The organism is Bradyrhizobium sp. CCGB12 (assembly GCF_024199845.1).
Taxonomy (GTDB): domain Bacteria; phylum Pseudomonadota; class Alphaproteobacteria; order Rhizobiales; family Xanthobacteraceae; genus Bradyrhizobium.
This window is the reverse complement of record NZ_JANADO010000001.1, coordinates 995,380-1,019,837: the sequence shown is the minus strand read 5'-3', so window position 1 is coordinate 1,019,837 and position 24,458 is coordinate 995,380. Positions and strand designations below refer to the sequence as shown.

The window sequence follows — 24,458 nt, the reverse complement described above, 5'->3', positions numbered from 1 at the left end:
GCCGGCATGATGCCAACGGATTGAAGAGGTTCATAAAACAAGGTGCTCCTGCGGCGTGCTGTCGCACCGTTTCCCTCACACAAAAACTAACAGATCCTAATCAGCACTAACGGGCGTCCTGGCAAACTCGCGCCTATCCTCCGAGCATCGAAAGTATTGCGTTTGCGCGTTTGCCGGTGGGTTGCAAACGGCGGCGAAGCAAGGGGAGAACGAACGATGTTGAGCAACTTGCACGCGGCGCAGAGTTGGATTGATTTTCCGGCCAACCGGCGGGATCGCGAAGCCATTCGAGCGACACCGGCATTCGCCTGGGAAAGCCGCTGGCGTCAGGTCGATCGCAGCGCGGAAGCGGCGATCGACGGCATCACCATCTCGCGATGGGAAGATCCGCGTGGCACTTCATCGCACGAAGCGACGACGCCCAAAGATCGCTATTTCATCGGCATCGCGCTGAAGACGACGCGCGCGAAACTGACGCGGGACCGGCAGATCATTTTCGATGGCACCATGCCCGCGGGAACACTCTATGTCAGCGCGCCGTCGCAGTCTCTCGGCGCGCAATTCCAGTCGCCGTGCGCCTTCCTGCACTTTCATATCGCCACGGATCATTTTCCGGCGCAGTCCCCCGCGAGCGAAGGACTGAACGATCTCGTCCTGTTGCGCGACCCTCTCGCTGCCGAGCTTGCCAAGGCGCTGATCGATCGTGGTCACGCCGCGGACCACCAGTTCATGTGCTGCCTCGGCCAGACCCTTGCGATGCATCTCGCCCGGCTGGAGCCGCCGCGCGCCAGGGTCAACGCCCTGCCGAAATGGCGGCTACGGCGGGTCGAACAATATATCGCCGATCATTTCGACCGCTGCATCAGCCTGTCCGAGCTCGCCAATGTCGCCGGCCTGTCAAAAATGCACTTTGCGGCTCAGTTCCGCGCCGCGACCGGTTACCGCCCCCGCGAATATCTGCTCAATCACCGGATCGAGCGTGCGAAGACGCTGCTTGCGACCACCGGGCGGCCGTTGGCAGAGATCGCGCTTGCCGTCGGCTTCAGCACGCAGGCGCATTTTTCGACCGTCTTCAAGCGCATCAGCGGAGAGTCTCCGGCACGCTGGCGCCTCGCCAGTAAGGGCGACCGCGGTGAAGCATTGCCGCGGAGCCGGCCTGCGGTGGAGAGGGACTGGATCACCAGCGCGGCCGCGTAGCTCGTCGGGCCGCGGACCGCCCTGCCCTACACCGGATCGAACGCCCGGATCGGCGGCAGATTGCCGGTGAACTTCTCGACCTCGACCGACGTCAACTGCCCCGTGCAGCCCTGCGCGAAAGATGAAGTGCCGATGTCGCGGGTGAGCACGTTCGGATTGCCGTGAACGCAGAGCGGCGCGTCATCTTCGGGATCCATCGGGTCGTACCAGGCCCCGGTCGGAAGCTGCACGACGCCGGCCGCGATGCCGTCGGTGACGTGGACTGCAGCGAGGCAGGCGCCGCGGTCGTTGAACAGGCGGATGATGTCGCCGTCCTTGATGCCGCGCGCGTCCGCATCTTGCGGGTTCATGCGCGCGACCTCGCGACCGCGATGTTTTGAGCCGAGCGAATGTCCGCCGAAATCGAGCTGGCTGTGCAGACGCGTTACCGGCTGGTTGGCGACGAGGAAACACGGTGCCCCAGGCCGCGGCGTATCCGTCTTGTCGAGCCAGACCGGATGGCCCGGGCAATCCGCATCGCCATGGCCCGCGATCTTCGCCGAGAAAATCTCGATGCGGCCGCTCGGCGTCGGCAGCGCATGATCGACGGGATCCTCACGGAAGCGGCGCAGCCTGCCGCCGTCATCCGGCTGCTGCGGCACCACAAGGCCGCCGCGTTGCCAAAATTCTTCGAAGCTCGGCGCCTCCAGACCACGCTTGGCGAGCGAGGCGCGGGTCGGCTCATACAGATGTTCGAGCCACTCCCGCGAGGTGCGTCCTTCCGTAAAGGGTTCGCGCGCACCTAAACGCTCGGCAAGATCGGCAAAGATGTCATAGTCGTCGCGCGCGAGCCCGAACGGCTCGGCGATCCGGTGCATAGCGACCATCAGGGGATCGTTGGTGGAATAACCGATGTCCTCGCGCTCCAGCGTCATGGTCGCAGGCAGCACGATGTCGGCATGCCGGGCCGTCGCGGTCCAGCCGAGCTCGTGCACGACCAGCGTGTCGACCTTCGCAAATGCCTTGCGCAGGCGATTGATGTCCTGGTGGTGATGGAAGGGATTGCCGCCGGCCCAGTAGACGAGGCGGATATCCGGATAGGTCCGCGTCTCGCCGTTGTAGCGATAGGTGCTGCCGGGATCGAGCAGCATGTCGGCGATGCGCGCCACCGGAATGAAATCGGCGACGCCGTTGCGGCCCTGCCCTAGAGTCGGCCCCGGCACGTCGTTGACGCGGCGACCGTAATAACCGATCGCACCCAACGAATAGGCGTAGCCGCCGCCGGGAAGGCCGATCTGGCCGAGGGCGGCCGCCAGCACCATGCCCATCCACACCGGCTGCTCGCCATGCTCGGCGCGCTGCAGCGAATGCGAGACCGTGATCAGCGCACGCTTTCCGGCAAGGCGACGGGCCAGCGCGCGGATCGTATCCGCCTCGACGCCTGAGATCGCCGCGGCCCATTCGGCGTGCTTCGCCTGCCCGTCGCTCTCGCCGGTGAGGTAGCGTAGGAAGACGGGCCAGCCCTCGGTGTAGCGATCGAGGAAGGCCTGATCGTGCAGCCCCTCGCTCACCAGTGTGTGGACGATACCGAGCATCAGCGCGGTATCGGTACCGGGCAGACAGGTCATCCATTCAGCACCGGCCTCGACCGGCAGATCGTCACGGAGCGGGCTGACCAGGACGAACTCGCAGCCGCGCCGGCGCGCAGCTTGCATGGAGCCGCGCTCGACATGCTTGCTGATCGAGCCGCCGGCCACCATGGAGTTCTTCAGCGCCATGCCGCCGAACGCGAGCACGATGTCGGTGCTATCGGCGATCTGCTCCCAGGTGACGTTGCGCTTGGTGATGTCCTCGTATCCCGCCAGGATCTGCGGCAGCAGCACCGAGGACGCGCCGGAGGAATAGGTGTTGACCGAACGCACATAGCCGCCCATCGCGATGTTGAGGAAACGGTGCACCTGGCTCTGGGCATGATGAAAGCGGCCCGCGCTCGACCAGCCATAGGAGCCGCCGAAGACAGCACCGGGGCCGCTCGTGTCGCGGATGCGCGTCAACTCGTCACCGAGGAGGTCGAGCGCCTTCTCCCAGCTCACGGAGACGAAGTCGTCGCGGCCCCGACGATGGTCCGGGCCGGGACCGCGCTCGAGCCAGCCGCGACGGATCGCCGGCTGGGCAATGCGCGCCTGATGGCGGAGCGCACCGGGGAAATTGTCGATGATGCCGTTCGGATCGGGATCGCCCGCATAGGCTCTCACCTCGAGTCCGGCCTGGCCCTGACGCGCGGAAAACACGCCCCAGTGTGAAGTGTGTGGCTTGAAGCCGTCGGACAGGTCGAGGCCGGGGTCGGGGAAACCAATCGTATCGTCCATCGTCTGATCCTTGTTCCGGTGCGTGGTGGCAGTATACCGATCGGCACCTCGGTGTCATCGAGATCAGGGTTGACGCAAACGCCGGGCTCCCGTGCATTGTATCGCGTGACGAATCCGATGCTGTCGGCGAACGAAGTCAACGCTCACGCCGGCGTGCGATGCTCGCGGAACGCGGCTGACAACGCTCCCAGCGCGGCCCGCGACCGCCGGTCCGTCAAGGAGGAGTGAAGCACGACCTCGGACGGCGGGAGTTTTGGAAGCCCAAGCCTCTCGCCGATATCGATGGTTCCGCTCGGTGCTATGCGATACGACAGCGGCGCGATGGCGAGTCCTGCTACGACCGCGGCTTGGACCGCCGAGGAGCCGCCTCCTAAAAACACCTCGGTCCATTTTATGCCGACAGAATCCAGCGCCTGCGTGGCAGTGTTGCGGACGCCGCAGGTCGGAGCCAGTGCAGCGAGGCGCAAGGGCTCTCCCGGCCGGTGTTCAAACCCCTGCGCCGCGAACCAGCCGAAGCGTTCATGTGCCAGCGTCTCGCCATCGCGACGATCGTCTTCGCGCTGGACGATGGCCGCATCGAGCCTCCCCTGATCGAACAGGTCGAGGAGGTTGCGCGAACTGTCGAGCTGGACCTCGATGGTCAAGTTCGGATCGTGAGCGTGAAGCCGCGACAGCAAGGCCGGAACCTCCGGGCCCGCGACATGCGCGGCAATGCCGAGGCCGAAGTGGCGCGGCGGCGCATTGAGCCCGGCGATCGCTCGTTCGTGAGCCGCGATGAAGTCCCGCGCGCCTTGCAGGAAGGCGGTCCCCTGCGCCGACAGCCGCACCGATCGCGGAGTGCGTTCGAGCAAGCGATGCCCGATGCGATCCTCAAGCCGTTTGAGCTTGACGCTGATCGCACCTTGCGTTGTCCCCAACGCCTCGGCGGCGCGCGTGAAGCTGTGGAGGTCCGCCACGGTCACGAAGGCCCTGACGGCGTCAACATCGAGCGAGAGCATTGCATCATCCGGCTTTGTTGTCTCTGAAATCTATATTGATCGGATTTTGTTGTGATCAAGGGCCTCCTATGTTCGTCCGGCCTGACGCGAGGCGGCGCGCACCGGAAACCGATTTTTCCCGGGCGAGATGTCGCGCCTGCGCGCCGGCAATCTGCATCACGCCTGGAGGTCACGGCTTTGACGATCCCCCCATCACCACGAAACACGATCGCCCTGGCTGCAGCGTGCCTCGCATCCCTCATGTTCGGTCTGGAGATCTCCAGCGTACCCACCATCCTGCCGACACTGGAGACGGTGCTGCATGCAAGTTTCCAGCAACTGCAGTGGATCATGAATGCCTACACAATCGCGGTCACGACGGTGTTGATGGCAACGGGGACGCTGGCGGATCGTTACGGCAGAAAGCGAGTGTTCATCGTCAGCATCGCCGTCTTCGGCCTTGCCTCCCTGGTCTGCGGCCTGGCGCAGGACGCCCTCGTGCTCATCGTGAGCCGCTTCCTACAGGGCATGAGCGGCGGCGCAATGCTGATCTGTCAGGTTGCGGTTCTCTCCCATCAATTCCAGGAGGGGCCGGAGCGCGCACGGGCTTTCGCCGCCTGGGGGATTATCTTCGGAATCGGCCTCGGCTTCGGTCCGATCATCGGCGCGGCGATCGTCGCGGTCTCCGGCTGGCAATGGGTATTCCTGGTTCACGCCGTGATCGCCATCGCCACGACCGCGCTCGCTGTAGCCGGCGTGCAGGAGTCGCGCGATCCCGACGCCAAGCACCTCGACATCGGGGGCATCGTGACGCTCTCGACGTCGGTGTTCTGCGTGGCGTTCTATATCACGCAAGGCGCGGATTTCGGCTTCGCTGGCCCGACCGGCCTTGCCATCGCCGCGGCAGCCATTCTGAGCTTTGTCGCCTTCGTGCTGGCGGAAACGCGGAGTGTCCGCCCGATGTTCGACTTCTCCGTCCTGCGGATCCGAACTTTTTCGGGCGCGTTGCTGGGATCGGCCGGCATGAACTTTAGCTTCTGGCCCTTCATGATCTACCTGCCGATCTTCTTCCGCAGCGCGCTTGGCTACGACAATGTCGCGGCTGCCTTGGCGCTGCTCGCCTATACGCTTCCAACTCTCGTCGTTCCACCCTTCGGCGAAAGGATTTTGCTGAGGTTTGGTGGCGGCATCGCCATCCCGGCCGGCCTGTTCGTGATCGGTCTTGGCTTCGTTCTGATGTGGGCCGGCAGCGGCGCCGAGCACGTCACCTGGCTGACGCTGATGCCGGGATGCCTTCTGGCAGGCGTCGGCCTCGGCCTCACCAACACGCCGGTGACCAATGTCACCACCGCATCTGTGTCGAGCGCGCGGGCCGGCATGGCCTCGGGTATCGACATGAGTACCCGGATGATTTCGCTAGCAATCAACATCGCCCTGATGGGCTTCATCCTGATCGCCGGCATTTCCTCCTGGCTAAGCAGTACGCTTCCCGGCGCGCTCGATGCCGGCCGGTTGCATGAGCTTGCGGAACGGATTGCAGGCGGCTCGGTCCGCATGTCTGGCATCCCCGAGCTAGACCTGCTGTCGGCGGCGGACACCGTCCTGCAAGATGCATTGGTCCATGGCTTCAGGCTGGTGATGCTCTACGGCGGACTTTCCGTCTGGATCCTTGCACTGGCGAGCTTCGTGATCTCCGGCCAGCGCCATGCGCGACAGCGACGGGCTCGAAGAGCGATTGAACCCTGCTGCGTCCCTCGCTCCCCGTCATCGTCGTGATGCAGGGCCTCGCATTGGTGTTGCAAATGTGCGATATGCGTCTCCTCCTCAAGCAACATCGGTCGCATCATGATCAAGCGCGTCTTGCCCTACGAAGGTCTGCTCCACGAAGTCGTCGAGCATAACGGCGTGCTTTACATCGGTGGAATTGTCCCGGAAGACACGAGCCTCGATATGTCGGGCCAGGCAAACGATGTTCTCGGGCAACTCGCGAACCTGCTGAAGACCCTCGGATCCGATTTGGCCAACGTCTTGCAGGTGACCATCTACATGACCGACCTCAAGGAGAAGGCCGCATTCAATACGGCCTGGAAGGCCCGCTTTGCGGAAGCCGATCTGCCGGCGCGCGCCGCAATCGGCGTTGCCGATCTCGGTCCGGGGGTCAAGCTCGAGATGACCGCAATCGCTGCTCGGCAGTAGCCCAGCCACGGCATGTTGGTTAGAACGCCCCAGCCACGGTCAGGCGGATCGTCAGCGGTTCGACCGGATGGAGCACGTAGTCCATGACGCCGTTGCGGCAGACCGCGGCCGGCGCAGCGCCCGCTGTACAGAGACCGTACAGCGTGTCGGTCTTGAGCAGCGAGCCGTAGGCATAGGTGATCTAGTTCGCGCGCGTGTCGAACAGGTTGAGCACGTCGAGCTGAACGCGCCAGCCATTGTCGATGCGATAGCCGAGGCGTCCGTTGAAGACACTGGTCGCGGATGAACGGAACGCATTGTCCTCCGTCAGAGGGCTGGAGGCGAGATAGCGCCAGCGCAGGGTGCCGAACCAGCCCGTCTTCTCGCCGAGCGTGATGCCGGCCGAGGCCACCATGGGCGGCGCGTTGGGAATGTAGTTGCCGGGTGCGTTGCCGATCTGCGCCTCGGGATAGCCGGCAAGCTCGGCGTAGGCCTCGGCCTGCCCGCTGTCATACCCGCGAAAGCGCGCATGCGTCATGGCGAGATCGGCATCGATGTCGATCCAGGATGTCGGCCGGTAGTGGTTGGTCCATTCGAAACCGTAGCGGCGGCTGGCGCGCGTCGCCTCGGTGTCGCCGGCGTCGCCGGAGAACAAGATTTCGGAATCCTGATCAAGAATGAACGCGCTGAACGAGGTGTCGAGGCCGGGAACGATCCTGCTGCGAATGCCGATCTCGGCGCCCCTGGTCCGCACCAGCAGCGGCGACGGCGTGAGCCGTGTCGTGGGATCGGTCGGGTCTTCGGTCGCGGTCGCGCCGCGGGCGTCGTTGGAGTGCATGCCGTAGCCGGCGCCGAGGAAGAATTCTGTCCGGTTGAACGGGCCGAGCACCATCCTGAATTTCGGGCTGCCGAGCGCGGCATCGACCCGGCCGGAATTGCCGGAATTGAACAGCGAGGTGACGTCAGCGGCATAATAGTCGCCCCGCCACCCGGTTATCGTCCGAAGCCAGTCGGTCCAGCGCACGGTGTTCTCGGCGTAGACGCCGACGCTGCCTTCGCCGACCTTGTCGCTGCGGATGTTGGACAGGAAACCACGCTGGAACGTGTTCGTGAGCGCGAGGTCGATCGCGTCATAGCGCGATTGCAGGCCGAAGGTGGTCTGCATCGGCAGGCCCGCAAATGAGCCGTTCAGCGTGCACGAGATATTGGCGCCCGCCATCAGGCGGTCGTCGTGCTGGTGAAACTGGTCGCCGAGCACGGGATCGTTGAGGAAGTAGGTGAAGTTGTTGAAGAGATCGAGCTGGCTCTTCACGACGTAAGCGTTGGCCTTCCACGATCCTAGATCGTCGCTCTGGGCGATACGGCCCGAGAGCGCGAAGCGATTGGTATTGCCGCCATCGCTCGGGTCTTCCGAGCCGAAGCGGTCGAGCAGGCCGCTGGTGATCGCGCGCTGCGGCACCTGATCGGTCGAATTCCATTTGTTCGCGTAGGCCATGCCGGTGACGGACACGCCGTCGGTCGCGGTGCCCTGCTGTAGCGCACGAGTCCGTTGAGCTTGCGCACATTGTCCGGATTGTCCCAGGGACCGTTGTAGGTGCCGAGCTCGCCGGCCACGAGCAGCGCGCCGTCACCGAGCCTTGCCCAATCCATGCCGAGCAGGCGGCGATAGCCGAAGCTGCCGGCGGTCACCTGCGCGAGGCCTTTTTCGGTACGATCGATCAGGCCGATATGGACGCTGCCGACGGACGCGAAATCGCCCTCGTCGGCGAAGTACGGCCCCTTGCGCACGTCCATCGCGGCGATGGTCTCCGGGATCAGCCAGTTGAGATCGGCATAGCCTTGGCCATGCGCAGGGTGCGCATGTTGACGGGAACGCCGTCGACGTAGATCGCGAGATCGGTGCCGTGGTCGAGATTATAACCACGCAAGAAATACTGGTTGGCTTTGCCCTCGCCGGAATGCTGGGTCACGATCAGCCCCGGCACGGCTTCCAGCGCCTCGCCCGGCCGGGTCACCGGCCGCGCGTTGATCTCGGCACCGGTGAAGGTCATCTCGCTCGCCATGCTCGGCGAGCTCTTTGGACCGGAAGCAACGCTGGACGAGTCCGGTCCCGGCGTCGCTGCCGGCGACACGGGAATGCGGCTGCTGGCCGGCGCCGGCTTGCTCGCGCGCCGAACTGGCGGAGGCTTTCGGGCGCGCTGCGACCCGCCGCCGACGACCTGGACCGGCGGCAGTTCTTGCGAGGAAGCGTTCTGCTGTGCGGAGGCGCTCCCGCCCTCGCCGACGAGGGCGGCCCCGACGGGGCGCGCATCATCCCCGAATGCAAGAGGATTGAACGCGACCGAGCCGGACTCGAACGCTTGCTTTGCTACACGACCTGACAAACTCACGGCACCCCTCAGTATGAGGTTTATACATATACATCATACTCTCAAGCAAGAGCCGAGCCAGCTTCGGGAAACGGCGCCGGTCGCCCGACTGCCGGCAATGAGGTCATTGGTATCGGGCAAATTTGCATCGCGCGGTCAGCGATGTCTTCGACTGCATCGTGCCTCCCGCAAGCGAGTTGTCAAACAACGGACGCACGATCTCGTCCTCGCGGCACTTTTCGCCCGAGCTTTGCTTCGTCGCTCTCCCTCTAAAAGCCAAGAGGGCGCAGGGAAGGCCGGGTGCCAGCTTGCACCCGCGGTCCGCTGCGCGAAAAGCACACGCAGGAAGAACCGCACAGCAGCATACAGGTGTAGCCAATCACTCGGCCTTCCCTGCGCAGTGGTTGGACGGCTTATGCCGTGCTCTCCCGGGAGCCGAATTCCTTCTGGCCTCCCTCACCCTCACGGAATTCACCGGCACCGCGCCGGTTGACGCGACTGCCGCATCCGCAAGAGCTTGACCGTAGCAACGACGGCCAGGACCACACGGTTTTGCCGTACGCACGGCCCGCCATTTCGCCGCAGTTTTCCCGGCCCTGTCGACGGAGCCGGAAACTTACAGACGAGACGAATCTGACAGCGCCGTCCGTCCGCGCGATGGCTAAAGGGCTCACGGAGAGCAATCCGCCCTGCCCTTGGCCGCTCGCGCCCGACGCTGCTGCGTCCACCGCAAGCCCGGCCCTGCGATCACCACGACAATGACCGCCCCTCAAGGGTGAGCCGGGATGGGCAACACATACGATATTTCCGAATTTCGGTAAAGTGGAATGTTTTTGTGCGAAGGGATTGACAGAGCGTCGACACAGGGCGAGGTCTGTAGCCCGGATGGAGCGCCAGCGTAATCCGGGACAGTGCGAGATGCCGAGCAAGCGGACCCCCGGATTACGCTGGCGCTCCATCCGGGCTACCAGCACTCACCCCTTCGGCGGATGACCTTGCCTCACTGACGGGTCTGCGGCAGCTTCCAGCCCAGCACCTTGCTGGCGACCAGCGTTCGCAGCACCTGGGCCGTTCCGCCGCCGATCGTGAACATGCGCACGTCGCGCGCCATGCGTTCGAGCGGGAAGTCGCGCGAATAGCCGCGGGCGCCGAACATCTGAAGCGCATCATTGACGATCTTGATCGCCGCCTCGGACGCAAAGATCTTCGCCTGGGCCGCGAGGGTCGGATCGGGAAACGCGCTGCCGCCCGGACCGCGCGACGCTGCGGCCGCATGCAGCATCAGGCGGGATGCGGTGAGCTGCGTCTGCATGTCAGCGAGCATCCATTGCAATCCCTGGAATTCGCCGATCGGGCGTCCGAACTGCTCGCGCGTCTTGACCCATTCGACGGCGTGCTCCAGCGCGCCCGCGGCGATTCCCATGGCAACAGTGCCCGCACCGACACGCTGGCTGTTATAGGCGTTGATGAGATCGGCAAAGCCGCGCTTGAAGCCCGAGGGAGGCAGCAGCACCATGTCCGGCGTAATCTCCAGGTCCTCGAACACGAGCTCGCCCTCGGGCATGCCGCAGAGTCCCATCGTCGTTTCGCGCTTGCTCATGCGCAGCCCTTCGGCTTCCCCGCGCACGGCGAGGAAGCCGCCGACGCCGAGCTCTTCACCGCCCTCATCGAAAACCCGCGCGAAGATCAGGTGCAGGCGCGACACGCCGGCGCCGGTGATCCAATGCTTCCTGCCGTTGAGCACGTAGCGATTGCCGCGCTTGTCGGCCCGGGTCGTCATCCCGCTCGCATCACTGCCCGCGTCGGGCTCGGTAATGCAGATGGCGGGTTTGTCGCCCGCCAGGACGAGATCGGCAGCGCGCCTGCGCTGCGCATCGGTGCCGTAGGCCATGACGGTCGAGATCGCACCCATGTTGGCCTCGACCACGATGCGCGCCGAGACCGTGCACGCGCGCGCCATCTCCTCGATCACCAGAACCGTGTCGAGGAAGCTCCGCCCCTGTCCGCCATATTCCGTCGGGATGGTCATGCCCATGAAGCCCTCGGCTTTCAGCGCCTCGACAACGTCCCAGGGATACTCGCGCGACTGATCGATCTCGGCGCCGCGCTTGCGCAGCAGCCCGTTCGAGAAGGCGGCGGCTGTTTCCTTCAAGGCCAGTTGCCGGGATGAAAGCTCCATGGCATCGCTCCTTCCCTCAGCCGCGGCCCATGGAATAGAACTCGGCATTCGGGCGCATGCTCGTCACATTCGCGAGCCGGTTCGACATGCCGAAGAAGGCCGAGATCGCCGCGATGTCCCAGATGTCTTCTTCGGTGAACCCATGGGCCTTCAGCGCCGCGAAGTCGCTTTCAGACGTCTTTTGCGCCTCGGTCGAGACGCGAACGGCGAAGTCCAGCATCGCCTTCTGACGATCGGTGATGTCGGCCTTGCGGTAGTTGATGGCGACCTGATCCGCGATCAGCGGGTCCTTGGCACGGATGCGCAGGATCGCGCCATGCGCCACCACGCAGTACTGGCACTGATTGAGGTTACTGGTCGCAACCACGATCATCTCGCGCTCGGCCTTGGTGAGATTGCCGGGCTTGTCCATCAGCGCGTCGTGATAGGCAAAGAACGCGCGAAACTCGTCCGGCCGGTGGGCGAGCACGAGAAAGACATTCGGAATGAAGCCGGACTTCTCCTGCACGGCCAGGATGCGGCTGCGGATGTCGTCGGGCATGTCGCCGAGATCGGGGACAGGGAAGCGGCTGACGGCGGGTGTTTCGGTCATGAGTTGAGCTCCCGGGTTACGGCTCGTTGGAGACTGGCACAATAATCATCTTCCCTCACCCCTTGTCCGGATCATCGCGAGAAAGCCTGCAGCGAAGACGTCGAGCGCGTCCGGGCGCCGTTCGAGCTTGGCACGCAGCACTGCGCCCTCCCAGCCGATCCAGAAGAACTGCGCGAGACTCTCGCAGTCGAGATCGCCTCGAATCTCGCCCGCCTCTTGCGCCGACCGCAAGCAGCGGGACGTCCGCGCTTCCCAGTCCCGGAACACGGCGGCGAGACGTTTGCGGAACGGTTCCGGCAGAACACCCATCTCCTGCCCGAGATTGCCGACGAGGCAGCCGCGCCGGTAGCGATACCTCGCCATTCCCGAGCGAGCGTCCGCGATGAAATCACGGACGCGGTCGAGCGGAGCACGCTCGATGTTGTCGAACCATCGATCCAGCTTGCGAGCAAAATAGTCGGCATAGGCATCGATCAGTTCGAGACCGAAAGCCTCCTTGCTGTCGAAGTAATGGTAAAATGACCCTTTTGGCACGTCTGCGGCGTTCAGGATCTCCTCGACTCCCACGGCGCTGAAGCCCTTCTCGGTCAGGATCGCAACGCCGGTGCGGATCAGCCGCGCGCGTGGCGCATCTGATCGTGTCTGGTCCTTGGGCGGACGGCCACGGCGACGCGGTTCGGCTGCCGGCGAAATCGCTCTCATGGCGATTTATTAGACCGATCGTCTTGCAAAATCAATCCGGCATTTTCATCGCCAGCCTCGCGAGCAGACATTAATCAGATTGAGGCTGCGCCTGTTACGGCGGACTCGCCTTGGCAGGATCGATGGAGATCTGGCGCTTCAGCGTCCGCAAGCCGAATGTCGTTCGCGACTGCCGGATGCCCGGTATCCTGTACAACGCTTGTCGCAGGAAGCGTTCGTAGTGATCAGTGTCCCGCACGACGACCTTGATGAGATAGTCGTAATCGCCGGTCACCAGATAGGCTTCCATCACCTCCGGTATTCGCGAAAGAGCGCTGCCAAAGCGCTCAAGTGCCTTGTCGTCATGCTTGTCCAGCGTGATCTCGACGAACGCGATGTTGTTGTAACCGAGATTGGCGTGGTTGAGCACCGCGACATACTTCTCGATGGCGCCCGTTTCCTCCAGGCGCTTCACCCTGGTCCAGCATGGCGAACTCGAGAGCCCGACCCGCTCTGCCAGCGCGCTCGTCGTCAATCGGCCGTTCTCGCACAGCGCCGAGAGAATTCGCAGATCGAGTTGATCGAGCTCCTCGACGGGACTGCGCTTGGTGGGCATCGGTTTAGCTTTCTGTCTATCGGCATTTGAACGGGAAAATTTTCCGTGATTTCGGCCTATCGGTCTGAATTTTGGGAAATTTTCTCGAACAATGAGATTATCATTGTGCCGCGAGAGAACGTGACATGCAACCTCGACCGCGCCGATGCGTCAGCGTGATGGCCACGACGTCCGACCCCTTTGACGGGATCGTTCGGCTCGTCCTCGACACCGCGCGTTTCGGCTTCCGCCTCGACCAGATCTCGATGACGACTGGTCCCGACGGAGGCCGGTCGATCCGGATGGTCCTCGAGGTCCAGCCGTCCACCGATTGCGCGGACATCACGGATCGTTTGTCACGTCATCCGGCGATCACGGAGCTTCGCGTCGCGGAGCTCTCGCGCGAAGACCTGGGTCAAGCGGGTGTCGTCTCTCCAGAACCTGCCAACGAGCGGATGCTTCCATGAACAGCCTCACGCCACTTCGCTTTCGCGTTCCGGAGCCTGCAAGCCGGCCGGGCGGCAAGCCGGATTTCTCCGGCGTCGCGATCCCAAAGGCAGGCTCGACCCGACGCCCGCCGGTTGACGTCGCGCCCGAGGAGATCCGCGATCTCGCCTACTCGATCATCCGCGTGCTCAACCACGCGGGGCAAGCGATCGGGCCGTGGGTGCCGGACCTCACCCAGGACGAACTGGTCGCCGGGCTGCGTCACATGATGACGCTGCGCACATTCGATGCGCGCATGCAGATGGCACAACGCCAGGGGAAGACGTCCTTCTACATGCAGCACACGGGCGAGGAAGCCGTAAGTTGCGCTTTCCGCATTGCGCTCGGTCCCGACGACATGAATTTTCCGACCTATCGCCAGGCCGGCCTCCTGATCGCGCATGACTATCCGCTCGTCGACATGATGTGTCAGATCTATTCCAATGCGAACGACCCGATGAAGGGACGTCAGCTGCCGGTAATGTACTCGTCCAGGAAGCACGGCTTCTTCTCGATCTCGGGCAATCTCGCCACCCAGTTCGTGCAGGCCGTCGGCTGGGCCATGGCCTCGGCGATCAAGGGCGACAGCCGCATCGCGGCCGCCTGGATCGGAGACGGCTCGACTGCGGAGTCCGATTTCCATGCCGCCCTCGTGTTCGCCTCGACCTACAAAGCTCCCGTCGTCCTCAACGTCGTCAACAATCAATGGGCGATCTCGACCTTCCAGGGCATCGCGCGCGGCGGCTCCGGCACTTTCGCTGCGCGCGGCCTCGGCTTCGGCATCCCCGCGCTCAGGGTCGACGGCAACGATTACCTCGCGACCTATGCGGTCGCGAAATGGGCGATCGAGCGAGCGCGGCTGAACCTCGGTCCCACCCTTATCGAGTACGTCACCTACCGCGCCGGCGCGCATTCGACCTCGGATGATCCGTCCGCCTACCGCCCGAAGCACGAATCCGAGGAGTGGCCGCTCGGCGATCCCGTCATCCGGCTCAAGCAGCATCTCGTCGCGACCGGCGCCTGGTCGGAGGAACGTCACAAGCAGACCGAGGCCGAGATTCTTGCCACGGTCATCGCCGCACAGAAGGAGGCCGAAAGCTTCGGTACACTGCACTCGGGGAGCAAGCCCTCGGCCCGCGACATCTTCGAGGACGTCTATTCCGAGTTGCCGCCGCATCTGCGGCGCCAGCGCCAACAGATCGGGGTCTAAGCCATGCCGCGCATGACCATGATCGAGGCGATCCGCTCGGCGCTCGACGTGTCGATGCTTCGCGATGACAATGTCGTCGTCTACGGAGAAGACGTCGGCTTTTTCGGCGGCGTGTTCCGCTGCACCCAGGGGCTGCAGCAGAAATACGGCGTCTCACGCTGCTTCGATGCGCCGATCAGCGAGTGCGGTATCGTCGGCACCGCGATCGGCATGGCCGCTTACGGCCTGCGACCGTGCGTGGAGGTTCAGTTCGCCGACTACATGTATCCGGCTTACGACCAGATCGTCTCGGAGGCAGCTCGCCTGCGTTATCGTTCGGCCGGCGACTTCACCTGCCCGCTGGTCATCCGCATGCCGACCGGCGGCGGCATCTTCGGAGGGCAAACGCACAGCCAAAGTCCTGAGGCACTGTTCACCCACGTCGCCGGGCTGAAAACCGTGGTGCCGTCCAACCCGCATGATGCAAAGGGACTCCTGATCGCGGCCATCGAGGATCCGGACCCCGTGATCTTCCTGGAGCCGAAGCGACTCTACAATGGTCCCTTCGACGGTCACCATGATCGCCCGGTGACCGCCTGGTCCAAGCATGAGCTTTCCGACGTGCCCGAGGGGCACTACACCACGCCGCTCGGCAAGGCCGTGACGCGGCGCCAAGGCGAGGCCGTCACCATCCTCGCCTACGGTACCATGGTTCACGTCGCGCTGACGGCGGTCGAGGAGACCGGTATCGACGCCGAGGTGATCGACTTGCGTACGCTGATCCCGCTCGATCTCGAGACGATCGTCGCTTCCGTCGCCAGGACAGGCCGCTGCATCGTCCTGCACGAGGCAACCCTGACCTCCGGCTTCGGCGCCGAGCTTGCTGCGCTCGTGCAGGAACACTGCTTCTATCATCTCGAGGCGCCGGTGGTGCGTGTCACCGGTTGGGATACGCCCTACCCACATGCGCAGGAATGGGATTACTTCCCCGGCCCTGCGCGGCTTGGACAAGCCCTGCGTGATCTGATGGAGGCATGCTGATGGGCGAGCACACCATCAAGCTTCCCGATGTGGGGGAAGGCATCGCCGAAGCAGAGCTCGTCGAACTGCACGTCAAGGAAGGCGATCTCGTTCGCGAGGACGACCTGCTTGCCACCGTGATGACCGACAAGGCATCGGTCGAAATCCCCTCTCCGCGCGAGGGCGAAGTCATCTGGATCGGCGCCCGGATTGGCGACACCGTGGCGATCGGCTCGGCGCTCGTGAAGCTCAAGGTCGCAGGTGAGGATGTCGCCGAGGCTGACGACGGGAGGCCGACCAAGAAGCCCGCCACGCCCGCGGCTACGACCAAGGGTGAGAAGACGGTTGCACGCGCTTCCGCTCCGGCCGCTCCCGTCGCCCGGCGCTCGGTCGGAGATCAGCCGGCGGCACCACGCGCCATCCGCCGCGCACCCGGCGAGAAGCCCCAGGCCTCGCCCGCGGTCCGCCTCAAAGCGCGAGAAGCCGGTATCGACCTGCGCCAGGTCCACGGCACAGGCCTCGCCGGACGCATCACCCACGAGGACATCGATGCCTTCCTGTCGCGCGGGCCGGCGCCTGTCCATGGTCGCGGCTTGAGCCCGAAGACCGATGTGACCGACGTGAAGGTGGTGGGCTTGCGACGGCGCATTGCCGAGAAGATGGCGCTGTCGAAGTCGCGCATCCCGCACATCACCATCGTCGAGGAGGTCAATGTTTCTCCGCTGGAGGAGCTGCGTGCGACGCTGAACAGGAAGCCTAGCCCAAATCATCCCAAGCTGACGCTGCTGCCCTTCCTGATGCGCGCCATGGTCAGGGCGCTTGCCGAGCAACCCGCGCTCAACGCACTTTACGACGACGACGCCGGAATCATCCATCAGCATGCCGGCGTCCATATCGGGATTGCCACGCAGACGCCGTCCGGCCTCGTCGTACCGGTCGTGAAGCATGCAGAGGCACGCGACCTCCGGGATTGCAGCATCGAGCTCGATCGTCTGGCGCAGCGCGCCCGCGACGGCACCGCGACACGCGAGGAGCTGACCGGCTCGACCATCACCATCACCTCGCTCGGTGCGCTCGGCGGCCTGGCGACCACGCCGGTGATCAATCATCCCGAGGTCGCCATTGTCGGCGTCAACAAGATCGCAGTGCGCCCGGTCTGGGACGGCACCCGCTTCGTGCCGTGCAAGATGATGAACCTCTCCTCCAGCTTCGACCACCGCGTCATCGACGGGTGGGACGCCGCCGTCTTCGTGCAACGGCTCAAGGAGCTGCTGGAGAATCCGGCAACGATCTTCGTCGATCCCTAGAGGCGGAAGCAGGAAGCAACAATGACCGAGATCACTTGTCAGCTGGTCGTCATCGGCGCCGGGCCGGGCGGCTACGTATGCGCGATCCGCGCCGGCCAGCTCGGCCTCGACACCGTCCTCGTCGAACGCGGCAAACTGGGTGGAAGCTGCCTCAACGTCGGCTGCATTCCCTCAAAGGCCATGATTCATGTCGCCGAGGAATTCGAGAAACTGGTCGTTGCGGCCACCGGCAAGACGCCATTCGGCCTCACGGCGGCGCAGCCCGCGCTGGACTTCAAGCAGGCGATTGCCTGGAAGGACAGCATCGTCCACCGGCTGAACAACGGCGTCGCCGCGCTGCTGCGCAAGGCCAAGGTCAAGATCGTTCAGGGCCACGCGCGCTTCCGCGACGGCAAGACGATCGTCGTCGAGACCGAGACCGGTCCGAAGACGATCAAGGCCGAGACGGTGGTGATCGCGACCGGATCGGCTCCGGTTGAACTGCCGTCGCTGCCGTTCGGCGGCGACGTCATCTCTTCGACCGGTGCGCTGTCGCTCACCGAAGTGCCGAAGTCCCTCGCCGTCGTCGGTGGCGGCTATATCGGGCTCGAACTCGGAACGGCGTTCGCCAAGCTCGGAAGCAAGGTCTCTGTGGTGGAGGCCCAGGACAGCATCCTGCCGCTCTACGACGCCGAGTTGACCGCCCCGATCACCGGACGCCTGGCTGCGCTCGGCGTCGAGGTGTTGACCGGCGCCCGTGCACTCGGCCCGACTGCCCGAGGCGACGGATTGCGCGTCGAGACGGCCGATGGCCACGAGCGCAGCCTGCCGGCCGACAAGATCCTCGTCACGGTCGGACGCCAACCGGTGACGGCCGAGCTCGGGCTCGAGCAGCTCGTCCTCGACATGGACGGCCGTTTCATCCGCATTGGTCAACGCTGCGAGACCACGATGCGCGGCATCTACGCCATCGGCGACGTCACGGGAGAGCCGATGCTGGCCCATCGCGCCATGGCGCAGGGCGAGATGGTGGCGGAAATTGCCGCAGGTTTGCCGCGCGCCTGGGACCAGCGCTGCATCCCGGCGATCTGCTTCACCGATCCCGAGATCGTCTCCGTCGGCCTGTCGCCGAACGAGGCGCGTCAAGACGGACTCAACGTCAAGGTCGGACAGTTTCCGTTCGTCGCCAACGGCCGCGCGATGACGCGCCATGGCGAGACCGGCTTTGTGCGCGTCGTCACCAGGGCCGACAATCAGCGCGTCCTCGGTATCCAGACCGTCGGACAGGGTGTCTCAGAGCTTGCTGGCGTATTCAGCCTCGCGATCGAAATGGGCGCGGTCTTGCAGGATGTCGCCGGCACGATCCACGCGCATCCAACGCTGGGCGAGGCATTTCAGGAAGCCGCATTCAGGGCACTCGGCCACGCGATCCACATCTAGGCCCCAAGCGCGCCTTGACAGATCGCTGACCTTCGTAGATGTAATGTTATAACATTACATTGCGTCAGCTGAAATGCCCAGACCCAAGCGCGACCGCTCTATCCCCTTGAAAAGGCTCTTCGATCTCCATGCAGAAACTCCCCGTCACCGTCTTGTCCGGCTTCCTCGGTGCTGGAAAGACCACTTTGCTGACCCACGTCCTGAACAATCGGCACGGCCTGAAGGTGGCGGTGATTGTCAACGACATGAGCGAGGTGAACATCGATGCGGATTTGGTTCGCGATGGCGGTGCGAATCTGTCCCGGACCGATGAGAAGCTCGTCGAGATGACGAACGGCTGCATCTGCTGCACGCTGCGCGACGATCTCTTGAAGGAGGTCCGCGCACTCGCCGAACAGGACCGCTTCGATTACCTGCTGATCGAATCGACGGGTATCTCCGAGCCGCTGCCAGTCGCGGCGACCTTCGATTTTCGCTCCGAAGACGGCGAAAGCCTTTCCGACGTGGCGCGTCTCGACACAATGGTGACTGTGGTCGACGCCGTGAACCTGCTCAAGGATTATTCGTCGACGGATTTCCTGGAGCAACGCGGCGATGCTCTCGATAACGACAAGCGCACGCTGGTCGATCTCCTCGTCGAGCAAATCGAATTTGCCGATGTGATCGTTCTGAACAAGGTTGATGACGCCTCGCCCGAACAGCGTGGGGCAGCGCGGAAAATCATCCGGGCACTCAATCCGGAAGCGGACCTGATCGAAGCCAATCACAGCCGGGTCGCATTCGATCGCATTCTCGACACGGGCCGGTTCGACTTCGAAAAGGCTCAGCAGCATCCACTCTGGTACAAGGAGCTCTACGGTTTTGCCGATCACGTGCCGGAAACGGAAGAGTACGGCGTGAGGAACTTCGTCTATCGCGCGCGCCGACCGTTCGATCCTGCAAAGTTCGACGAGTTCATCAAGGAGCCTTGGCCTGGCGTCATTCGCGCCAAGGGGCACTTCTGGCTCGCGACCCGGCCACGATGGCTCGGTGAAATTAACCAGGCGGGTTCGATCATTCGCACCCAGGCCCTTGGTTTCTGGTGGGCCAGCGTACCGGCAGAACGATGGCCCGACGATCCTTTTTGGCGCAAGAAACTTCGACAAAACTGGAGCAGCATTTACGGCGATCGCCGTCAGGAAATCGTGTTTATCGGCGCCGGCATGGACGAAAATTCGATCCGCGCCCGCTTGGACGCATGTCTCGTGCAGGGAAAACCTGCCATGGACGTCGTGGAATGGGCAAAGCTCGCAGACCCGTTTCCGATATGGCGACGCGCGCACGAAGCAGCCTAGCGGGAGCGCACATGGGAGACATCATTCGGCTTGTCCCGAAATCCGAGCTTGAGCGGATTCGTCTCATTCAGGAAGCTCGCGCGATATACGACAGCATATTCCCGCCAAATGCTATGGTCGGTGAAGAGCCATGCCCAACACAAAGCGCGCAGAGCGCATTCGATTCTCTTGGAAATTCTGTGCCCGAGCGAGAATGATGAAAATCCTTTGGTTCGTGAGAAGGAACATTTCTCACTGTGCGTTGTGACGAAGAATGGAAGCGCCAAGCATCTATCGCCACGTTGCCGAAGTGTAGGTCTCGCAGGAATTAGCGGAGCCAGCTTGGCTGTCAGTTCAACGCTTGTGCACCGTACGGGGATCGTGAGCGCGAGGCCTAGCCTGACTGAATTCGGGCGCCATGACGTCCCTCGGCGTCGCCTGATCGAGCCGGGCTCGAACGTGATCCGCCGACCGGCAATCGAATTTGAAGCAACTACGTCGAGGCGTCACTGCCCCAGACCGTTCGACGGGTTCGTCTAGTTCGGGCGGAGGGTTTTGTACGGGGGCGCCGTGACCGGGATCTCGAAATTACATTTGTCACCACTACTGATCATATGTATAGTTGAGTGAAATACAATAATCCGCTCGAGCGACGTCACCAGCCAGGGAGAGCGCCAGAAACATGCAATCGCACGATTGCAATGACCGCCCAACTCCGCGCGGCGAGAGACAGCGCCCCCAATTCGAGCGAGCGACCGCTGCGGCGGCCAGCACGGCGTGACACGCGACCCACAAGCAGAGGCGTCATGGTCCGAGTTATTCAGATTTCCGATACACATCTCAGCCCGAAGAAGCAGCACTTCCACGCGAACTGGGCACCGCTTGCGCGCTGGATCGCGCAGCACAAGCCTGATCTCGTCATACATACCGGCGACGTGACGGTCGATGCTGCCGATCAGGAAGCCGACGCAGCATATTGCGCGACCCAGCTGGCGTCGCTCGGCGTCCCGGTCGTAACTGTTCCGGGCAATCACGACGTCGGCGAGGTTGGTAATCCGTATCAGCCGGTGAATGACGAGCGGCTCGCGCGCTTTCGCCGCCACTTCGGTGACGACCGATGGGTACGCGATATGGCTTGTTGGCGCTTGATCGGGCTCAACTCGATGATCTTCGGCGGCGGTCCGGAGGATGCGCAGCAGGCCGCATGGCTCGAAGCTACGATGGCGGATGCTGCAGGTCGCCGCCTTGCCTGGTTCATGCACCGGCCGCTCTTCCTCGACTCACCGGGCGAGGCCGACACCGGTTACTGGTCGGTCAAGCCGGAGCCGCGCCGCGCCCTCCTCGACTTGGTGCATCGTTATCGGGTGGAGATCGTGGCCAGCGGACATCTGCATCGCTGGCACGAAATTCGACTGAACGGCACGCACTACGTTTGGGGCCCGGCGGCCGGCTTTCTGGTTGGCGAGAAATTGGCACCGCCCATGGGCGGCGCCGCACGGCTCGGAGCAGTGATCTACGATATCAACGGCGAGAACATCGACGTGAGCATTCGTCGCGTTCCCGATCTTACCGACTACTGGATCGATGATGTCGTGCACGAGGTCTATCCGCCGCGCGAAGCAAAGGCGTGACTTGCCATGGCCGGCCTCACATTGCGCGGAATTCACAAGGCCTTCGGGGACACGCCCGTCCTTAACAACATCGATCTCGATATCGCGGACGGCGAATTTCTAACACTCGTTGGTCCGTCCGGATGCGGCAAGTCGACCCTCCTGCGCATCATCGCAGGCCTCGAATCGCAGGACCGCGGCTCAATATCGATTGGCGAGGCCTCGGTCGACCATCTGCGGCCGCACGAGCGCGGAGTAGCCATGGTGTTCCAGAATTACGCGCTCTATCCCCACATGTCGGTATTCGACAACATTGCCCTGCCGCTCACCATGACGCGCCTCAATCTGTTCGAGCGCCTGCCGCTGACGCGACACCTGTCGCTCCGCCGCCGACGCGTCATGGACGAGATCGCTCGGGACGTGCGGGCCGTCGCAGAGCAGCTTCGGATCGAAAACTACTTTGGTCGCCGCCCTGGGCAGCTTTCGGGCGGGCAAAGGCAACGGGTGGCGCTCGGCCGCGCGATGGTGCGTCATCCCAGAGCTTTCCTGATGGATGAGCCGTTATCGAACCTCGACGCCAAGCTGCGCGTGCACATGCGCGGCGAGTTGACCGAGTTGCACGCGCGCCTCGGCGTCACGATGATCTATGTGACACACGACCAGGTCGAGGCGATGACCATGTCCGATCGCCTTGCCGTGATGGACCACGGCGACATCCTCCAGCTCGGCACGCCCACCGACGTCTATGAACGACCCGCCTCGATCGCGGTCGCACAGTTCATCGGCAGTCCGGCAATCAATCTGCTCCCGGCACGTGTTGGAGCCTCCGGCCAGATCGAGCTGCTTGGCCGGACGCTGCCGATTGACGCTCGCAACGCGCCAACTCCGGAACTGATGGTTGGCGTGCGTCCGGAAGCGATGCGGATCGGAAGCGGACCGTGCGCCATCACGTGCAGGTTCCGGCGTCGCGAAAATCTCGGCTCGGAGAGCATCCTCCATTTCGACCTCGCGGCCTCTCCGGCCGTTGCGGTGCTCTGCCGGGTCGGCAATGACACGCCGATTCCCGAGGGCGAGGTCACGCTCGCCTTCGAACCACGCGATTGCCACCTGTTCGACGGCAAGGGACGTCGCATCGAAGTGGAAAGCCGCGACGCGGCCGGTAGCCGCGACCTGCGCCGCGTGGGCGACCTCCGATGAGCGCGGTCGCGGCCCAAGCCACTCCGCTCGACGACGCGGCGCCCGCCCGCCGTCAGCAATGGATCGAACGGCTCGCAGGCCTGGGCTTTGCAGCACCGGCGTTCATCCTGCTGGTTTTGACGAACCTGGCGCCGCTTGCGGCGCTCGCGTTCCTGAGCTTCACCAATTACGAGCTGGGCGCACTCGATTTTTCGTTCGTCGGCTTCAAGAACTTCAGCGCGGCGCTGCAAGATCCCGTGATCCGGCGCTCGGTGGTCAACACGCTGCTCTACGTGGCGATCGTCGTCCCCGGCGGCGTCCTGATCTCGCTTCTGGTTGCGATCCTGATCCATCAGCGCACCCGTACGCGCAGCCTCTATGAGGTGATCTATTTCCTTCCCGTGACCTCGACGCTCATCGCGATGGCGACGATGTGGCAATTCCTGCTGCATCCAACCCTCGGGCTGATCAACCAGACGCTGAAAGGGCTGGGTTTCGCCGAGACCGCGTTCCTGAGCGAGCCGCGCCTCGTCATCCCGACGCTCGCCGCGATCGGCATTTGGCAGCTCGTCGGCTTCAATATGGTCCTGTTCCTCGCCGGCCTCTCAGCGATCCCTCGCGACCTCTACGAAGCCGTCGATATCGATGGCGCGAGCCACCCCATTGACCGCTTCTTGAAAGTCACGTGGCCAATGCTTGGTCCGACGACAATGTTCGTGACCGTGACGACCTTCATCACGGCGTTCAAAATCTTCGACACGGTTGCGGTGATGACACGTGGCGGCCCCGGCGGCGCATCCGAAGTTCTGCTGTACGCGATCTATCTGGAGGGATTTCAATACTTCCACATGAGCTATGCGGCGACCCTCACGCTGGTCTTCCTGGCATTCACGCTCGTGTTCTCGGTGCTGCAGACCTTCATCCTCGACCGGCGGGTGCACTACTGATGAGCACATCGGCCACGATCGCACGCCCTCCTGCTCCGGTCGCGATCCGGTTGCGGCGCCTCGTGTCGCTTGCACTCGTCCATGCGGTCTTGATCGGGGGCGCGGTCTTCATGCTGCTACCGTTCGTATTCATGCTGACAAGCGCGATCAAGCCGCCAGGCGAGATCTTCGAGGCGACATTTCGGCTCTGGCCACGCCAGTTCTACGGATTGCAGAACTTCGAAGCCGCTCTGAGCACCGCGCCGCTGCTGCGTTTTCTGCTCAACGGCCTCATCGTTTGCGGCGGAATTCTCGTCGTGCAGCTGCTGGTCGCGATCCCGTGCGCCTATGCGCTTGCCAAACTGAAGTTCCCCGGGCGGCCGGTCCTGTTTTCCCTGGTCCTGCTCGGGCTGTGCATTCCGGTCCAGGCGCCCTCGCTGCCACTCTACATCGCGTTCGCCGAACTCGGCATCCTCAATACTTACCTCTCGATGATGATGCCGTTCTTCCTGTCGGTCTTCGCAATCTTCCTGTTCCGCCAATTCTTCAAGTCCTATCCGGACGAGATCATCCAGGCGGCACGGCTCGACGGTGTCGGCGAATTCGAGATCGTATGGCGCATCGTCGTGCCAAGCGCCTGGCCGGCCATCGCAGCGTTTTCCATCTTTTCGGTCGTGGCACACTGGAACGACCTGTACTGGCCGCTGATCGTCGTCTCGGACACCAAGCTCGCAACGCCGCCGCTCGGCATGATGTACTTCGCTGATTCCGAGTCAGGCTCCAACTACGGCGCGCTCGCCGCCGGCGCGACCATCATCACGGCGCCGCTCGTCATCGCCTTCCTGATCGCGCGACGGCGCTTCATTGCAGGCATCACGATGACCGGAATTAAGTGACCT

At 63.6% G+C, this 24,458-nt stretch carries 20 protein-coding genes and 1 pseudogene; 14 read left to right on the top strand and 7 right to left on the bottom strand.

What is annotated here, in order from left to right; all coding sequences use genetic code 11:
- Positions 1 to 216: 216 nt before the first annotated feature.
- On the top strand, positions 217 to 1,197 hold the full coding sequence (locus NLM27_RS04710) for a helix-turn-helix domain-containing protein (RefSeq protein ID WP_254142235.1): 981 nt from the start codon (positions 217 to 219) through the stop codon (positions 1,195 to 1,197).
- 26 nt (positions 1,198 to 1,223) lie between these two features.
- Here NLM27_RS04710 and NLM27_RS04705 read toward each other — a convergent pair whose 3' ends face one another.
- Both NLM27_RS04705 and NLM27_RS04700 read right to left on the bottom strand, forming a co-directional pair.
- Complete coding sequence (locus NLM27_RS04705) at positions 1,224 to 3,545, bottom strand: molybdopterin guanine dinucleotide-containing S/N-oxide reductase (RefSeq protein WP_254142234.1); 2,322 nt, start codon at positions 3,543 to 3,545, stop codon at positions 1,224 to 1,226.
- A gap of 143 nt (positions 3,546 to 3,688) precedes the next feature.
- On the bottom strand, positions 3,689 to 4,543 hold the full coding sequence (locus NLM27_RS04700) for a LysR family transcriptional regulator (protein ID WP_254142233.1): 855 nt from the start codon (positions 4,541 to 4,543) through the stop codon (positions 3,689 to 3,691).
- 240 nt (positions 4,544 to 4,783) lie between these two features.
- Here NLM27_RS04700 and NLM27_RS04695 point away from each other — a divergent pair, with 240 nt between their 5' ends.
- Positions 4,784 to 6,298, top strand: coding sequence for an MFS transporter (locus NLM27_RS04695; protein WP_254142232.1), 1,515 nt, complete (start codon positions 4,784 to 4,786; stop codon positions 6,296 to 6,298).
- A 69-nt stretch (positions 6,299 to 6,367) separates the two neighbouring features.
- Positions 6,368 to 6,718, top strand: a complete 351-nt coding sequence (locus NLM27_RS04690; protein ID WP_254142231.1) for a RidA family protein — start codon at positions 6,368 to 6,370, stop codon at positions 6,716 to 6,718.
- A 19-nt stretch (positions 6,719 to 6,737) separates the two neighbouring features.
- On the opposite strand, the pseudogene NLM27_RS04685 reads toward NLM27_RS04690, so the two are convergent.
- The 5 genes and pseudogenes from NLM27_RS04685 to NLM27_RS04665 all read right to left on the bottom strand — a co-directional run bounded on the left by NLM27_RS04685 (position 6,738) and on the right by NLM27_RS04665 (position 13,134).
- Positions 6,738 to 8,760, bottom strand: a pseudogene (locus NLM27_RS04685) (TonB-dependent receptor).
- A 1,306-nt stretch (positions 8,761 to 10,066) separates the two neighbouring features.
- A complete protein-coding gene (gene acdA / locus NLM27_RS04680; RefSeq protein ID WP_254142230.1) occupies positions 10,067 to 11,245 on the bottom strand; it encodes a 3-sulfinopropanoyl-CoA desulfinase in 1,179 nt (392 codons plus the stop codon).
- Positions 11,246 to 11,261: 16 nt separating this feature from the next.
- Positions 11,262 to 11,837, bottom strand: coding sequence for a peroxidase-related enzyme (locus NLM27_RS04675; RefSeq protein ID WP_254142229.1), 576 nt, complete (start codon positions 11,835 to 11,837; stop codon positions 11,262 to 11,264).
- A 45-nt stretch (positions 11,838 to 11,882) separates the two neighbouring features.
- Positions 11,883 to 12,539 (bottom strand): TetR/AcrR family transcriptional regulator, encoded by a 657-nt coding sequence (locus tag NLM27_RS04670; RefSeq protein WP_254142228.1) that lies wholly within the window; start codon positions 12,537 to 12,539, stop codon positions 11,883 to 11,885.
- Between the two features lie 94 nt (positions 12,540 to 12,633).
- On the bottom strand, positions 12,634 to 13,134 hold the full coding sequence (locus tag NLM27_RS04665) for an Lrp/AsnC family transcriptional regulator (protein ID WP_254142227.1): 501 nt from the start codon (positions 13,132 to 13,134) through the stop codon (positions 12,634 to 12,636).
- 158 nt (positions 13,135 to 13,292) lie between these two features.
- Between NLM27_RS04665 and NLM27_RS04660 the strand changes: the two genes are divergently transcribed.
- From NLM27_RS04660 to NLM27_RS04610, 11 genes are all read left to right on the top strand, one after another.
- Entirely contained in the window at positions 13,293 to 13,580 is a 288-nt protein-coding gene (locus NLM27_RS04660) for a hypothetical protein (RefSeq protein WP_254142226.1), read from the top strand.
- Positions 13,577 to 14,809 (top strand): 3-methyl-2-oxobutanoate dehydrogenase (2-methylpropanoyl-transferring) subunit alpha, encoded by a 1,233-nt coding sequence (locus tag NLM27_RS04655; RefSeq protein WP_254142225.1) that lies wholly within the window; start codon positions 13,577 to 13,579, stop codon positions 14,807 to 14,809. The genes NLM27_RS04660 and NLM27_RS04655 overlap by 4 nt, the downstream gene beginning before the upstream one ends.
- A gap of 3 nt (positions 14,810 to 14,812) precedes the next feature.
- Positions 14,813 to 15,829, top strand: a complete 1,017-nt coding sequence (locus tag NLM27_RS04650) for an alpha-ketoacid dehydrogenase subunit beta (RefSeq protein WP_254142224.1) — start codon at positions 14,813 to 14,815, stop codon at positions 15,827 to 15,829.
- On the top strand, positions 15,829 to 17,115 hold the full coding sequence (locus tag NLM27_RS04645) for a dihydrolipoamide acetyltransferase family protein (protein ID WP_254142223.1): 1,287 nt from the start codon (positions 15,829 to 15,831) through the stop codon (positions 17,113 to 17,115). The genes NLM27_RS04650 and NLM27_RS04645 overlap by 1 nt, the downstream gene beginning before the upstream one ends.
- A gap of 21 nt (positions 17,116 to 17,136) precedes the next feature.
- Positions 17,137 to 18,534: a dihydrolipoyl dehydrogenase gene (gene lpdA, locus NLM27_RS04640; RefSeq protein WP_254142222.1), complete on the top strand. Its 1,398-nt coding sequence runs from the start codon at positions 17,137 to 17,139 to the stop codon at positions 18,532 to 18,534.
- A gap of 128 nt (positions 18,535 to 18,662) precedes the next feature.
- Positions 18,663 to 19,868 carry a zinc metallochaperone GTPase ZigA gene (zigA, locus tag NLM27_RS04635; RefSeq protein ID WP_254142221.1) on the top strand — a complete coding sequence of 402 codons (1,206 nt, stop codon included), beginning with the start codon at positions 18,663 to 18,665 and terminating at the stop codon, positions 19,866 to 19,868.
- An 11-nt stretch (positions 19,869 to 19,879) separates the two neighbouring features.
- Positions 19,880 to 20,065, top strand: a complete 186-nt coding sequence (locus NLM27_RS04630; RefSeq protein WP_254142220.1) for a hypothetical protein — start codon at positions 19,880 to 19,882, stop codon at positions 20,063 to 20,065.
- Between the two features lie 588 nt (positions 20,066 to 20,653).
- Positions 20,654 to 21,478 carry a metallophosphoesterase family protein gene (locus NLM27_RS04625; RefSeq protein WP_309144791.1) on the top strand — a complete coding sequence of 275 codons (825 nt, stop codon included), beginning with the start codon at positions 20,654 to 20,656 and terminating at the stop codon, positions 21,476 to 21,478.
- A 6-nt stretch (positions 21,479 to 21,484) separates the two neighbouring features.
- On the top strand, positions 21,485 to 22,654 hold the full coding sequence (locus tag NLM27_RS04620) for an ABC transporter ATP-binding protein (protein ID WP_254142218.1): 1,170 nt from the start codon (positions 21,485 to 21,487) through the stop codon (positions 22,652 to 22,654).
- Positions 22,651 to 23,580, top strand: coding sequence for a carbohydrate ABC transporter permease (locus NLM27_RS04615; protein ID WP_254142217.1), 930 nt, complete (start codon positions 22,651 to 22,653; stop codon positions 23,578 to 23,580). The genes NLM27_RS04620 and NLM27_RS04615 overlap by 4 nt, the downstream gene beginning before the upstream one ends.
- The gene (locus NLM27_RS04610) at positions 23,580 to 24,455 is read left to right on the top strand and encodes a carbohydrate ABC transporter permease (RefSeq protein ID WP_375142229.1); all 876 of its coding nucleotides are present in this window, start codon (positions 23,580 to 23,582) and stop codon (positions 24,453 to 24,455) included. The genes NLM27_RS04615 and NLM27_RS04610 overlap by 1 nt, the downstream gene beginning before the upstream one ends.
- The last annotated feature ends 3 nt before the right edge of the window (positions 24,456 to 24,458 follow it).

What these genes read in the sequence shown, in the direction of transcription:
- NLM27_RS04645 (WP_254142223.1), top strand. Translation starts at nt 15,829, where the DNA reads ATGGGCGAGCACACCATCAAGCTTCCCGATGTGGGGGAAGGCATCGCC.
- NLM27_RS04710 (WP_254142235.1), top strand. Translation starts at nt 217, where the DNA reads ATGTTGAGCAACTTGCACGCGGCGCAGAGTTGGATTGATTTTCCGGCC.
- NLM27_RS04705 (WP_254142234.1), bottom strand. Translation starts at nt 3,545, where the DNA reads ATGGACGATACGATTGGTTTCCCCGACCCCGGCCTCGACCTGTCCGAC.
- lpdA (WP_254142222.1), top strand. Translation starts at nt 17,137, where the DNA reads ATGACCGAGATCACTTGTCAGCTGGTCGTCATCGGCGCCGGGCCGGGC.
- NLM27_RS04660 (WP_254142226.1), top strand. Translation starts at nt 13,293, where the DNA reads ATGGCCACGACGTCCGACCCCTTTGACGGGATCGTTCGGCTCGTCCTC.
- NLM27_RS04615 (WP_254142217.1), top strand. Translation starts at nt 22,651, where the DNA reads ATGAGCGCGGTCGCGGCCCAAGCCACTCCGCTCGACGACGCGGCGCCC.
- NLM27_RS04650 (WP_254142224.1), top strand. Translation starts at nt 14,813, where the DNA reads ATGCCGCGCATGACCATGATCGAGGCGATCCGCTCGGCGCTCGACGTG.
- NLM27_RS04630 (WP_254142220.1), top strand. Translation starts at nt 19,880, where the DNA reads ATGGGAGACATCATTCGGCTTGTCCCGAAATCCGAGCTTGAGCGGATT.
- NLM27_RS04695 (WP_254142232.1), top strand. Translation starts at nt 4,784, where the DNA reads ATGTTCGGTCTGGAGATCTCCAGCGTACCCACCATCCTGCCGACACTG.
- NLM27_RS04690 (WP_254142231.1), top strand. Translation starts at nt 6,368, where the DNA reads ATGATCAAGCGCGTCTTGCCCTACGAAGGTCTGCTCCACGAAGTCGTC.
- zigA (WP_254142221.1), top strand. Translation starts at nt 18,663, where the DNA reads ATGCAGAAACTCCCCGTCACCGTCTTGTCCGGCTTCCTCGGTGCTGGA.
- acdA (WP_254142230.1), bottom strand. Translation starts at nt 11,245, where the DNA reads ATGGAGCTTTCATCCCGGCAACTGGCCTTGAAGGAAACAGCCGCCGCC.
- NLM27_RS04700 (WP_254142233.1), bottom strand. Translation starts at nt 4,543, where the DNA reads ATGCTCTCGCTCGATGTTGACGCCGTCAGGGCCTTCGTGACCGTGGCG.
- NLM27_RS04625 (WP_309144791.1), top strand. Translation starts at nt 20,654, where the DNA reads ATGGTCCGAGTTATTCAGATTTCCGATACACATCTCAGCCCGAAGAAG.
- NLM27_RS04610 (WP_375142229.1), top strand. Translation starts at nt 23,580, where the DNA reads ATGAGCACATCGGCCACGATCGCACGCCCTCCTGCTCCGGTCGCGATC.
- NLM27_RS04675 (WP_254142229.1), bottom strand. Translation starts at nt 11,837, where the DNA reads ATGACCGAAACACCCGCCGTCAGCCGCTTCCCTGTCCCCGATCTCGGC.
- NLM27_RS04620 (WP_254142218.1), top strand. Translation starts at nt 21,485, where the DNA reads ATGGCCGGCCTCACATTGCGCGGAATTCACAAGGCCTTCGGGGACACG.
- NLM27_RS04655 (WP_254142225.1), top strand. Translation starts at nt 13,577, where the DNA reads ATGAACAGCCTCACGCCACTTCGCTTTCGCGTTCCGGAGCCTGCAAGC.
- NLM27_RS04670 (WP_254142228.1), bottom strand. Translation starts at nt 12,539, where the DNA reads ATGAGAGCGATTTCGCCGGCAGCCGAACCGCGTCGCCGTGGCCGTCCG.
- NLM27_RS04665 (WP_254142227.1), bottom strand. Translation starts at nt 13,134, where the DNA reads ATGCCCACCAAGCGCAGTCCCGTCGAGGAGCTCGATCAACTCGATCTG.